The sequence below is a fragment of the Arthrobacter sp. Dra40 genome (assembly GCF_059091905.1).
This window is the reverse complement of record NZ_JBNHHB010000154.1, coordinates 1-12,151: the sequence shown is the minus strand read 5'-3', so window position 1 is coordinate 12,151 and position 12,151 is coordinate 1. Positions and strand designations below refer to the sequence as shown.

The window sequence follows — 12,151 nt, the reverse complement described above, 5'->3', positions numbered from 1 at the left end:
TCGGAGGCCAGCCGGGGATCCAGCCGCCAGGGGATCCCGGCCCGGTCCAGGTCCATGAGCTGGCGTGGCCGCCTGTGGCCGGTAGCGGCTGAGCCGTTGCACTGGTTCAGCCGGTGGAACTGGTGGGAATCAACCTTGTCGGCCCGGCGCGGTCAAGGGAACATCACTGATATTGAGTTTTGGCGGCTTCAGGTGCGCGCCACGTCCACATCGCCGCTGCGGACCTTGGAAGTGCGGAAGCATCCAGGCTGGGACGGCTGGCGTCTGACCCGCGTGTCCGATGAATAGCAAATGGGATGCCGGTGCTTCTGGACCGACTGCCATACTGGTCTAGAGTGCGGGTGCATCCCCAGGAGGAGCGGATGACCTTCATAGACCGCCCAAAAGCGAAGGCGAGTAGCCGTCCTCGGACTGTGGGCGCTTGAATTAGACTGCGACGCCCGGCCTTTACGGAGGCTGACCTCGCCGAAGCCTTGGAGGAGCGTTTACGCACGTCCGGCACCGTCAGCCTAAATGATGTAGAGCAAATGTTTTGGGAGAAGCATTCCGGTCCCGCGGCCACAGCGGAGGGCGTCGCACAAGCCTCAGCCTCGAACGCTGCGGCCACGGTGTTGTTAGACTCCACATCGATGACCGCTGTTGAGGTGGCCGCCATGCTGAAGCTTTTGGTGTCCACCGTCCGCCACTATCGGGCGGAGGGAAAGTTTCATTCCTACTTGGCCAACGGCCGGGCCATGTTCCCGGCCTGGCAGTTCGTCAACGGCCGCACCCTTCCGCATCTGGGCCGGGTGTTAAAGGTGCTGCCCCGGGATCTGCACCGCCAGAGCGTGGCCGGGTTCTTCCAGACCCCGCAGCCTGAGCTGTCCGTGGAAGGCAGGACTGTGACGGTTGCGGAATGGCTGCTCTCCGGGGGCTCGCCCGAACCGGTGGTGAAGCTTGCTTCCGGGTTTGGCACCGCCTTCTGATGGCGCTGACACCGCGTCTTGCCGGAACGTCGCGAGCCCCAGTCGCCCTGGAACGATGGGAACTTCATAGACTTTCTGCAATAGAGCATCACCTAGGATCGCCCCGGAAAGTACAGGAGGAATGATGGTTGCAGCAACCCCACGACAGCTGGCGACCGAGCTGATCAACGTTCTCCAAACCAGCGCGGATCCGCTCGGGGCTCTGGAACAGGTGCTGCCCTGGCTGGTGTGGATGGGCAGCAGCGCCCGAAGCGAGGCCACCGGGGAAATCCTGCTCCGGGCCCGTGACGCCGCTGCCCGGGGGAGCGCTGACCAGCTCGCTGAAGCGATCCTTGTTTGGCACGACCATTTGACGCCCGGCCGGCCCATCGGCCGCGACGGTGACCCCGAGCGACTCGACGAAACACTGGCGCCCCTCATGCCGCCCAAGCCCTGGGACTCCCGGGAAGCCGCGCTCGAACGCGCGCAGGAGCCGTTCGCGGGGCTTCCGCCCCGAGACTGGCGCCGGATCGGTCAGATCATCTTCCGCCTAGGCGAGGAATGGCGTGCCCGCGGCAGTGATCAGCGGTTTTTCCAGTTGGTGGCCAACCTCCCCTACTACCTCGGCCTCCAAGACCGGGACGCGTACAACATCGAGGACGATGAGCTGCTCACGGCACTGACCAGGGTCCAAGAGGACCGGGACCGCGAACGGTGGTCCGAAAACAAAGTCGCCATCACCCCTGCCCCAAAGCGACCGCCGGCACCCGTGCCCGAGGCCGAGGAAACGATCCGGCTGCTCTTTCAGGCCGCCCGGGACAACGGATGGTCCGAACGCGACGCCCTGATGTGGCTGACCGCACAGTCAACATACTTTGCCGAACCTGACCAGCGCGGCGTTGACCACCTCGACAAACCCGAATTTGTCGCCGAACGGGCACGGACCGCATTCGGCATCAACTGGTGACCGCACACGGCCCTGTCCAGTGGCAGCGACTTACAGAATCTGCCTGCGGACAGTGAGTCACGAGGCGCAAGTGCCTTGGGCGAAAGCCTCGGTAACACCAATCATTTCGGGGCTACGCTGCGGCTTGATATAGAGCACAGGCGGATTGCCCTGCAGCCTGTGGTTGGCACCCAGCTGCCATGCGACGGCGATGTTCCTGCCTTCGCCTTTTCGACTGCCTTTCAGCCGCGGCAGCCGAGGCGAAGCCGGGACGCAATGGCGACCAGTGGCCCTTGGGAGATTCAAAGCCGAAGGTGTCCTCCGGCAGACGACCGTAACCGGTGCGTCTTCCTGAATGACCGTCGAATGCCCAGGTGGTGGGTGAAGGTTTCGGGAACGGGGCGCGGTTTGCGGCAGCGCGGGTGGAACCCGAACGGGTGGTAGGTGACGTATCCGGTGACGATGAAGGATCCGTGGCTTTCCATGGCCTACATGTGCCCGGAACGTCCTGCCGGCCTACCCATTGCGCCTGCGGGGCGGGTTCGCTTTCCACTCGTGGTAAAGCCAGACAACACCGCCGGCCAGGACACAGCCGATTATCCCCAACACTGTTCCAGCTACAGTCGGACTGTCCGCCAGACTGCACATCAGCATGGGCGGGGTTGTTCGGGGTTGAAACGGGTCCGGCAAGATGATGGGCGAGTAATGCCCAAATGACAGCGGATAGGCAACCGCACAGTCATCGCGGATCTCGTTCAGGAAAAAGGTGACGAGCAGCCCGACAATAGCATTTGCGCCGATCACAGAGGCGACCATTGGGCCGCTGGTATGTGAATGGTCTTGATGGGACGAGCCTTGAGACCCAGCCATGGGACCATAGTTCACGGGTTAGCGGGGCTTGAAAAGAGTTTCCCCGGACCTTGGGGCGTTTCACCGAAGTATAGAAGTTTGTCCTATCCTTCGGGCCCAGTAGGTGTAGAGGACCGACCGGCGGTCCGGCAGGAGTGCAGACGGCCATGTTCGAAACCGGGGCCGGTTCGCGTTCGGCGCCCAATTCAAGGTTCTCCACGATGCTTGCGTTCGCTGTCGAATAAGAACACAGCCAAAAACATGAGCCCAATTATCGTTACGACGATGAGTGCCCAATTTGACTCAGTAATCATGAAGTAGATGCCAACAACCAGCATCAGGACTAGCGGTATGCCCATCATGAGAGTTAGGAATCGCCCTCTTTCACGGTAAGTCCAGACCTGCCCTCTTTTCGGGAACATTGCCACTCCAATCTAACGAAGCGCGTTACCTATCCGACCAGCGGGCAGCGAATTTGACCCACCCCGTGGAGCGGTCCTGGATGCCGGCCTTGAAGGTGTAGGGGTTTGGGCAACGGCGATGGATTTCTGGAGCGTCACCTTCGTCGAACATTCGTTACGTATCCCCAAACTGCAGTCGCGAGCAATGCAACAGCGCACAGAAGGATAGCTGCTCTAGGAACGGCTTGACTCGAATCCAAAACGAGCGCGGCGTATAGCGCCGCCAACAGTGCAAAGATCGCCATGGACACGTATACAGCCATGTGCTGCCTCTTACGCATGCCCTGCCTCGATTCGATTGGGCTGATTGCACTTCAACAAGAGTCCGCAGCTCCTATGGCCGACAATACACCGGTGCCCGCAGAGACCACGGCCCCAACCACTAGCGGAGCCGCAGCAGCCCCCACTCCGCCGGTTGCGGCGGTCACGGCGGCCGCCGATGCCAGGGCGCCTAGATACACGGCATATCCCAGGCCGATGGTGAGTAGTCCGGCTCCCCCGACGCAGGTGAACGAGATCAGTCCTGTTGGATCGATGTTGTTGATGGGGTCGCAGGCGGCGTAGGCGTAGCGGTTGGCGTTGGCGGGGTCCAGGGGTGCGTCGAGGGGGTCCTGCTGAGTCCAGCGCCCAGTGACGGCGTCGTACCAGCGGGAACCGAATTTGACCCACCCCGTGGAGCGGTCCTGGAGGCCAGCCTTGAAGGTGTAGGGGTTCTGGGTTTTGCCGCGGCCGCCGGAGTCCTTGGTGAGCGTTGGCACTCCGTAGGGGTCGAAGGTGTAGGCGAAGGCGGTGTAGGCGCCGCTGGTGACCAAAGCTGCGGGGTTGCCGGTGCCGTCAAAGATGTACAAGGACTGCAGTCCGGTGCTGGTGCGCAGCATCAGCGGGGCCCCGGTGACCGGTTCGTGTTCGATGTAGGCCGTCTCGGCAGCCTGCTTGACCTGCTCGATGATTGGCAGGCCCTGAGCGTCAGTGCGCCCGTAGGTGAAAGCGCAGTTGCCGTCGCTGATGGTTTTCTGGGTGAGCATCTCGTTCTGGTTCGTCCCGGCGTACGTCTTGGCGTAGGTGACGCCGTTCTTGCCGGCCCCGGTCATCTGGTCAGCCCCGTTGTAGGTGTAAGTCCCCTTTGGATCCGCGGTGAGGTTCCCTGCTCCGTCGTAGGTGTAACCCGCGGTGGTGATCTGGTTGGCAGCATTTACGGTGAAGTTCGTCGCCGGGGTGGTGCCCCCGGAGGAGGTCAACCTGAACCGTACTGGGTCTGGTAGAGAATCTTTCCTCACCGGAGAATGAATCATGACCAGCGGAATCAAGTACGAACAGGAATTCAAGGACCGTGCCGTGCGCTTGTATATGGAGCGGCGCGCGGAGCACCAGGAGGAGTCCAAGGCGGCCACGATCAGGCATGTGGCCAAGATCGTCGGGATTCCGGATGACACATTGCGGACCTGGTCGCGGAAGGCTGAGGTCGACGCCGGGGACCGTCCCGGGGTGACCAGCGATATGGCCGCTGACCTGCGCCGGCTGCGGCGGGAGAACGCGGAGTTGAAGCGGGCGAACGAAATCCTGAAAACCGCATCGGCTTTTTTCGCAGCGGAGCTCGACCGCCCACGGCAATAATCGTTGAGTACATCGATGCTTTCAGGCACCGTTTCGGGGTCGAGCCGATCTGCCGCGTTCTGAGCGGGAACGCCGGAATAAAGATCGCCCCGTGCACCTACTACGCGTATAAATCCCGCCCGCTTTCCGCCCGGGCCGCGTCGGATCTGGTGATGATCGAAGTGATCACCACTGTCCATAAGCAGAATTTCAGCTGCTACGGAGTGCTCAAGATGTGGCACGCGCTGAACCGGCAGGGTCACCGGATCGGGCGCGACCGGGTGGGCCGGCTGATGCGCCAGGCAGGCCTGGCCGGCGCCGTCAGGGGACGCCACCGCACCGTGACCACCCACCGGGACCGGGAAGCGCCCCGGCACCCGGACCGGGTCAACCGCGGCTGGGACATCACCGTGCCGAACACCGTATGGGTCGCGGACTTCACCTACGTGTGGACGTATGCGGGATTCTGCTACGTCTCGTTCATCACCGACGTGGCCTCCCGGATGATCCTGGGCTGGAAAGCATCCATGTCGAAGGAAGCGTCGCTGGTGACCGATGCGCTGGCCCAGGCGCTGTTCGCCCGCCGCCGCGGCAAGGTCCGGTTCACGTCCAACGGACTGATCCACCACTCCGACGCAGGCTCGCAGTACACGTCCATCGCGTTGACCGAGAAACTGGCCGAGGCCGGGATCGCCGGTTCGATCGGAACCGTGGGAGACGCCCTCGACAACGCTTTGATGGAGTCGACCATTGGCCTCTACAAGACCGAGTTGATCGATGCCGATCCGACTCGCACGTGGACGTCGCGGCAAGCCGTTGAGACCGCGACCGCCGAGTGGGTGCACTGGTTCAACCATCAGCGTCTCCATTCATCCATCGGCTACCAGACCCCGATAGAGTACGAACACCATTTCCACCTGAACCGCACCCGGGAACCCCTGAGTGCGTGAATCCCGAGCCTCTACGAAACCCAGCACGGTTCAGGTCACCCGCCCGGACGTGTCATAGGCTAAGTTGGTGACCGCCCCGGTGGGGGTGGTGATCTTCGAGATCCGGTTCCCGGTGTAGGCGAAGGTCGTTACCTTCCCGGCCAGGTCGGTGAACCCGGTCAGGTCCGTGCTGGTTTCGAAGGCCACGGACCGGGTCGCGGTCCCGCTTGTCTGGGAGATTCCGGCGAGCCGTCCGGTGTGGGAGTCATAGGTCAGGTTCGCCGTCCGGGCGCCGGCTGTGCCCTTGGTGGAGACAACCTTGGTGGGCCGGGGGCCGGCGTTTTCGATGGTGCTCTTGTTCGCATTCCTGTCAGCAAACGAGACGGTCCTGCCATCGGCGTCGAAGGTCACCACCTCGGCGGTGGTCTTGGAGGTGAGTGTAAAACCGCTGGCGGTCTTGACCAGGTCAGCCTTCACACCGGGCGGGGCCGTGTACGCGGTGGCCGATCCGGCGACCGGAGTGAACAGCGCGGAATAGCCATCACCGCCCGTGTAGAGGATGCCGGTGGCCGTGGTCGACAGGAAGCCTGCCGGGCCCATCATGAGATTCCAGCGCGGGGATACCAGCCCATCGGTTTCCGTGGACAGCGAATTGAACGTTGCCCCCAACGGAACGTCCCCGCTGATCCCTGGCAGGAACAGGGCGGAGATCGAGACCATGAGGTTGCCGGTGCCCACATCCACCGATGCATCCACCTGATCAGTCAGGGGGATGGGCAGGCGGGTCGCCCCGGGCCGGGAGCCCACCTGCCCCGCCGTGGTGGAGTCTCCGGCTGGAAGCACCATCGGGACGACCGCGTGCACCGGCGCGGAGGAGCCCAGCACCAGGGCCAGACCCAAGGTCCCGGAAAGGACTGTCCGGGACAAAAAAGGAACCGGCGGCATTGAGCCGCCGGTTTGATTAGGAATTGTACGTGGCGCGCGGCGCCGAGACCCTAAACGCATGATGCCCCCCAGCTTGAAAAACGTTCAATGCGCATCACGGTACACCTGCATAGTCGAAGACATACCTCAGTTTTTGCGCAGAATATTGGATTCGCCCAGAAGACAGCTCAGGAGCTTAGGGATGATTGCATTTCTAACCACTCACGCCCATAATCCTGTAGCCGACTGCCTTGTGCGGGTGCCCTGCCATGAATGCTCCTTTCAGCTGCTGGTGGCCAGCAGGGATTCGAGGCGGCCTCGGGCAGCGAACAGCAGGGGCCCATCAGACTTGGCTCATTTATATGGTTCTATCCTTCACACCTGCCATGGTTTGCACGACGGTGGCCCCGACGTTTGTCGTTGCGTTCGCGAGCATGGTCGTGGAGGTCCTACGCATTGACTGTAAGTAGATGTCGCATCCTGATTTTGCGGTCAGTACATCGTCATTTCCTGGTGCCGGCGCAACCCACTGCGGTTATGAGGCCCAGCCGGCTGCGTCCCGCCGCGCCAGAAGCACCACCGCATCCAAGTCCCAGCCTCGTGCCAGCCATTCAACTGCATTTTTGCCGTCGAGCTGACCCGGTACGCGCCCCAGGAGCCAGAAGGCCCAGGTCCAACTGTCGGCCGTACCGGCGGAGAGGACTCCAAGGACTTCAGACAGGCCGGAGATCGGTTCTCCGTCCTTTCGGAACTGCCAGGTCGGATAGAGCCACTGGTTCTCCTCAGTCAGCAGGCCCAGCAGCCGGTGCGCCGCCCGTTCCCGGGACTGGGCCTCCGGCGTGAGGCAAAGCCAAGAGGCCAGACCTTCGGCGTCGTAACAGGGGCCGATGATCTTGGCCGTGCGGTTGCGTTCGTCCATCATCCCGCGCGGCCACTCCTCTCTCACTGTTCGAGACTTGACCCGTACACCCAGTCCACGATCTCTTTGATCTCATCCGGGTTGGACAGGAACCATTCGGCACCCGGGGCGTTATCCAACTGCAGCCCTCTGAGGTAGAGAATCGAATGAAGACCCTGTTCAAGCCTGTGCGGCACGTCGGTTCGACGCTGGTAGGCGATCACGGGCACCTCAGGCATGGCCGTGCCTTGTTGCTGTGTCACGCGGAAATAGGAATCGCTTGAAGCAGTCATCCCGATTTTCACTGGCCACCCTGCTTCCTCCTTTCGGAGGGCCAGTTCCTTATAAGACGGGAAGTAGTACACGTAAACACGGCCTGACCCCTCGCCCTCATCCGGCCCTTCACTAATTAGATCGATTCCTTCGCCGGCGGCAACGTCCCAGTCGGCACTCGAGTCAGCTAGCCCCTGGAGGTCAACATGGCTGTTCACGCCTTCCCTCCAGCGCCACCAACCGGCCTTGCCAGCCTGTACGACAAGCCCCGCGCGGACCAGTTCGCTCATGGCTTTGCTGGTGAGTACTTTGATGTCCGTATTTGTAGGTGCCCCACCTCTGGCCAAGTGGTATTCCAGTGTTCGCTCAAGTGCGGAGCGCTGGAAAGTCTGTTCGTGCACGACAGCTCTGGCGATCTCTGCCATAATCCTTGGCGTAAGCCGTCTTCCCTCATACTTGTATCTGGACGAAATGGGCGCAGTGCCTTCATCTTGCTCCATATCCTCACCTCCATTTGCCGGGCCTGACCGGTAGCTCCCCTTCAGCCCGTGTAGGCATCATCGGCCCAAGCGTGCGCGGCGGTGAAAACCGCATCTAAGTCTTCTTCCCGGATTGCTCCAATGGGGCTGCGCCCACCGAGCATCGGATTTGGAGACATAAAGAACCTTTGGGCCGAACCGATGCCCTCTTCGCAAACAATTTCCCAAGCATCCGAGGCGGCTCTTAGCCTGGCAATCTCAGCGCGACTAGGCGAGGCAGAACCACTTGCCCAGCGCAATGGAGCGTCCCGTTCTATGTTGCCTGTCATGGAGGCCACAAGCGCTGGGGTTAGATGCCTGACCAGCAATGCCGCGACACCGTCGATGTCTTGCTGATGATTCATAGCTAGTCGATTCTCTCGAGGGACACGACTGGAGTAGTCTCGCGGAGGGTCAGCACGCCGTCCTCGCGTATATCGACCCAGATGTATCCCCGCCGAAAAAGTCGCAGTTGGTGGATCGACAGGAGCCTGAGCGTCTGACTGTCCCTACGAAGGTCGGCCACCGGAAGTTGGGCGTACTCGCCGCACTGACCCTCCTTAGCTGGCAGGCGTGTCAGCGTCCGACAGCCTGGCGTCAGGTCCAGAATGTACACCGAACCCGAAGCGGTGCGGACCCGCCAGATCCCGTCGTCGCGGTCGGTGAGCCGATCCTTCAGCTCGACCATGGTCAGCAGCACCTGTCGGGCCGCGGGATCGCCCAAACCGTCGAGGTCCTCGATCCCGTCCACGCCCACCCGCATGCCGGGCACAATGCGCTGGACCGCTTCGCGAAACCAAGGCAGGGTGCGCGCCGATACGGTCCGCCCAACGCCCGTACGCACGACCAGATACAGATCGACCGGTGCGTCAAAGGTACCCAGGGTAGGGTCCGAGATCACCCACACCCGGTCGAACGCGATTCTCCGGCCAGCAACCAAAATTTGCATCCGCTGCCTAGCCGTTAGCTCATCCACAGCCTGATCCGTACCTTTGTAGAGGTCACCGCCTTTACCCATAAACGCGCGGCTCCTTTCACGGCCATTACCCACGACGCCCCCCGACTTCCTGTCCAGGTCCAGGAGCGTGCCACGCTGGTTGGCTTAACGTCTATCGCTTCAGCAATAGGGGTTATATCTGCCGTCCGGGAGGCTTCCTCTGCCATATAGAGGAAGTCCCCGCCTAGTTCGTGACGGTCGTGGTCCTTCAAGGCCATCGCATGGGGGGGCTTTCCTCGATCAGGACCTCACTTTAGATGTGGCTTGAGGGGCAACAATTTGAGCGGTCAGTTGGCTTGGAGTATCCGCGGGTTTCATGGTCTCGAATTTTTTGGGGGATGCCGGGGCGATTGTGGCGCCCATTGGAACGACGCTCGCCCTGCAGGAAGTCCGTCACAACGGTATTCCGCCGTTAACGGCAGCGGTCGAGTGCCCCCCGCGGGAATCCGCCTAGCGAGCTTGACGGTGAGATAAACACTCAATGGTCGCGCACCCATTCGAGTAGGCCGAATGTGAACTTCACTACATGTATCACTAGTAGAGCAGACAACGGTGTCAGGTTCCAGTGGCATGAGGTGTGCCTATTCGACCGTCCCAGACTCCGCAGGACCAGCAAGACCGTTGGGCTGAGATTCGAACGGAGGTTGGCGGCAGAATAAGGGCAATTAGGATCGATCAAGGACTAACTCAAGAGGCCCTTGCCCTTGAAGCTGGAATGAGCCGCAACATGGTGATCGGCCTGGAGTGGGGTAGGAAGAGCGTCGCTTACGAACGGTTGTGGGACATCGCCAATGTTCTGGGGGTCGGCGTCACAGATTTGCTAACGGGCCCAACTGCCCCAGCCAGATCACATCCATATCGTGGAGGTAGCCGGGGGCGCAAATAGGATTGCACCCGTAGCCTCCTGGCGGCCCATCAGCCCGTGGGCACTAGTCCGTTGGGGCCTGGTCGAACACTGCGCCGGAAAGGGCGGCCTCAATGGCAGCCAGATGGTGAAGTTGCATGGTGAGGTCGCCCAGCATTAGTTTCGTCAAGTACTGATACTCAATACCGGTCATTGCAGACAACTGCTTGAGCGTGACCCCCTCGTCGTCCAAGCGGCGGCGGATCCGGAGGCAAAGGCGGTGCTGTAGCCAAGCGGTGCGGGCCGACGCAGTTACTTCGCCACCGAGCCCCTGAAGAGTAGCTCGAGCGGACCTTCCGAACGAGGAGGGGTTAGCCAGCCATGATTTCGGGCTGGCTGGGCTGGGTCGGTCAGTCATGGCCTCAAGCCTAGTTTCATGACCTGCCTCAGGGTGCCGCGAAAATGGCGTGTTGCGAGTAGTAGCCAAATCGCTACTGTTGGTCATACAATGACTACTACATAACTACGGGCGATGCCGGCGGTCCGCTAGTTCAACCATCGTGTGTTGAACAAGGAGGCCGCTCAGATGGTTCATGACCCGTCCGATCCTTATCGTCACTTCTTATCTCCAGATCGCTATCTAGTCTTGTGGCGTGAGAACCAGGAGACAAGGCACCAGCAGGTTTCCTCGAAGCTTGCCGCGCTTCCCCTTGAGTACACGGAACCGGTGCGGGCGGGCCGGAATTACCAGCTGCGCCGCCACTACGAAGGCATCTACCCTGTGGTGTCTACAGGCCAAGCGGTCTGGTACGAGTCGATGCTTGAATTGCAGTGTCTTATGCAACTGGAGCACGCTGGCGACCTTGTTGCGCTTTCCACGCAGCCGATCTGCTTGGTGGGGCCGGGGCGCTTCCGGCACTACCCAGACTTCTTTTACCGTCGGCGGTCTGATGGCGTGGGGGTCGTGGTCGATGTTCGTCCAGCCGACCGGATCGACGAGGCAACTCGCGCCCGGTACGAGCTGACCTCGGCTCTGTGTCGCAGCGGTGGGTGGGACTACGAAGTCATGAATGGTCTGAGTGGGTGGGCCGCAATGAACCTCGAGTGGCTGTCCGCGTTTCGACATCTGCGATTTGGCATGAATGCCCCCGCCGCAAAGCGCGCCCTGTCATACCTTAGGATCCCGAAGCCGTTTGTGAGTGCGGTGGGGATGATTGACGACCGTGCGCCGGAGGCGGGCAAAGCCGCTCTCTACCATCTGATGTGGAAACGAGAGGTAGTAACCGTCTCTGACGGCCCGTTTTTCGAAGAGATGTTGGTCGTGTCTGCCGAGGGGGAGTCGTGAATCACGCAAGTGGATTCCGTCTCGGTGACACCGTCGCATTCGATGATCGGGAGTGGGTGGTCTCCACCATTGCCGGAACGGTCTTCGGCCTGCGAGACGTGCTCTCCGGCGAAATGCTTTCGACCACGTTGACTGAGCTTGTCCAATCCGCTGGACGGTCGGACGTGTTTGATCCGGCAATGTCTAGGTTAGGCCCGCTGCAAGGCGCTGATGAAGCAACTCTCTTGCTCGCCCGACATGTGCGTGAGCTGGTTGAAGGCGCTGCGCCAGACGGGGGAGAGGCCCGTCCCGAATACCAATTAACCCTTCCGCAGGGCCAGCGCATCGCCCGGAAGCTGGAGGAGCTTAGGCACCTTGGTATCGCCTTAGGCAATAGCACTTTGCGCCGTTATATTGCTCGGTACAGAAAGTATGGCCCAGCTGCTCTGATTGATGGCCGCTCCGCGCGCATCTACCTTCCTCTAGAAGGCGTAGCTGACGAGGTCATCTCGATCTGCGAGCAGCTGCTTCGCGAGAGTCTTCATCGGTCATCGAAACCGTGGAGCATCTTCGCTGCTGAGGTTCGTAAGCGCTTCCTAGAGGAATTGCCGGACAAGGTTTCGCTCCTTCCTCGCAAGGACAAGATAATTC

The 12,151-nt window shown here is 61.3% G+C and carries 11 protein-coding genes and 1 other annotated feature; of the genes, 6 read left to right on the top strand and 5 right to left on the bottom strand.

Annotated elements, in window-relative coordinates; genetic code table 11:
* Positions 1–629: 629 nt before the first annotated feature.
* Complete coding sequence (locus AC5RWT_RS28590) at positions 630–965, top strand: hypothetical protein (RefSeq protein WP_494083141.1); 336 nt, start codon at positions 630–632, stop codon at positions 963–965.
* 121 nt (positions 966–1,086) lie between these two features.
* Positions 1,087–1,911 (top strand): hypothetical protein, encoded by an 825-nt coding sequence (locus AC5RWT_RS28585; protein ID WP_494083140.1) that lies wholly within the window; start codon positions 1,087–1,089, stop codon positions 1,909–1,911.
* Positions 1,912–3,514: 1,603 nt separating this feature from the next.
* Here the strand turns inward: AC5RWT_RS28585 and AC5RWT_RS28580 are convergent.
* A complete protein-coding gene (locus tag AC5RWT_RS28580; RefSeq protein ID WP_494083139.1) occupies positions 3,515–4,438 on the bottom strand; it encodes an RHS repeat-associated core domain-containing protein in 924 nt (307 codons plus the stop codon).
* 52 nt (positions 4,439–4,490) lie between these two features.
* Between AC5RWT_RS28580 and AC5RWT_RS28575 the strand changes: the two genes are divergently transcribed.
* Positions 4,491–5,743 (top strand): IS3 family transposase gene (locus AC5RWT_RS28575; RefSeq protein WP_494083138.1). Its coding sequence is split into 2 segments (ribosomal slippage): positions 4,491–4,776 and positions 4,776–5,743, totalling 1,254 coding nucleotides; the frame shifts between segments, so codons are not numbered across the junction.
* Positions 4,775–4,906, top strand: a sequence feature (AL1L pseudoknot). Its footprint overlaps the gene before it by 132 nt.
* A 30-nt stretch (positions 5,744–5,773) precedes the next feature.
* Here AC5RWT_RS28575 and AC5RWT_RS28570 read toward each other — a convergent pair.
* The 4 genes from AC5RWT_RS28570 to AC5RWT_RS28555 form a co-directional block, all read right to left on the bottom strand.
* Entirely contained in the window at positions 5,774–6,649 is an 876-nt protein-coding gene (locus tag AC5RWT_RS28570; RefSeq protein WP_494083137.1) for a hypothetical protein, read from the bottom strand.
* Between the two features lie 532 nt (positions 6,650–7,181).
* A complete protein-coding gene (locus AC5RWT_RS28565) occupies positions 7,182–7,568 on the bottom strand; it encodes a hypothetical protein (protein ID WP_494083136.1) in 387 nt (128 codons plus the stop codon).
* A gap of 20 nt (positions 7,569–7,588) precedes the next feature.
* Positions 7,589–8,242, bottom strand: coding sequence for a GIY-YIG nuclease family protein (locus AC5RWT_RS28560; protein WP_494083135.1), 654 nt, complete (start codon positions 8,240–8,242; stop codon positions 7,589–7,591).
* Between the two features lie 460 nt (positions 8,243–8,702).
* Positions 8,703–9,353 (bottom strand): hypothetical protein, encoded by a 651-nt coding sequence (locus tag AC5RWT_RS28555; protein WP_494083134.1) that lies wholly within the window; start codon positions 9,351–9,353, stop codon positions 8,703–8,705.
* A gap of 556 nt (positions 9,354–9,909) precedes the next feature.
* On the opposite strand from AC5RWT_RS28555, the gene AC5RWT_RS28550 reads away from it, so the two are divergent.
* The 3 genes from AC5RWT_RS28550 to AC5RWT_RS28540 all read left to right on the top strand — a co-directional run.
* Positions 9,910–10,218, top strand: coding sequence for a helix-turn-helix domain-containing protein (locus AC5RWT_RS28550; RefSeq protein WP_494083133.1), 309 nt, complete (start codon positions 9,910–9,912; stop codon positions 10,216–10,218).
* Between the two features lie 523 nt (positions 10,219–10,741).
* On the top strand, positions 10,742–11,521 hold the full coding sequence (locus AC5RWT_RS28545) for a TnsA-like heteromeric transposase endonuclease subunit (RefSeq protein ID WP_494083132.1): 780 nt from the start codon (positions 10,742–10,744) through the stop codon (positions 11,519–11,521).
* On the top strand, positions 11,518–12,151 hold a 634-nt coding region (locus tag AC5RWT_RS28540), incomplete at its 3' end, for a hypothetical protein (protein WP_494083131.1). The genes AC5RWT_RS28545 and AC5RWT_RS28540, both read left to right, overlap by 4 nt.

Excerpts from the sequence above, each read along its gene's own strand:
- AC5RWT_RS28590 (WP_494083141.1), top strand. The coding sequence starts at position 630 with ATGACCGCTGTTGAGGTGGCCGCCATGCTGAAGCTTTTGGTGTCCACC.
- AC5RWT_RS28585 (WP_494083140.1), top strand. The coding sequence starts at position 1,087 with ATGATGGTTGCAGCAACCCCACGACAGCTGGCGACCGAGCTGATCAAC.
- AC5RWT_RS28565 (WP_494083136.1), bottom strand. The coding sequence starts at position 7,568 with ATGATGGACGAACGCAACCGCACGGCCAAGATCATCGGCCCCTGTTAC.
- AC5RWT_RS28560 (WP_494083135.1), bottom strand. The coding sequence starts at position 8,242 with ATGGCAGAGATCGCCAGAGCTGTCGTGCACGAACAGACTTTCCAGCGC.
- AC5RWT_RS28555 (WP_494083134.1), bottom strand. The coding sequence starts at position 9,353 with ATGGGTAAAGGCGGTGACCTCTACAAAGGTACGGATCAGGCTGTGGAT.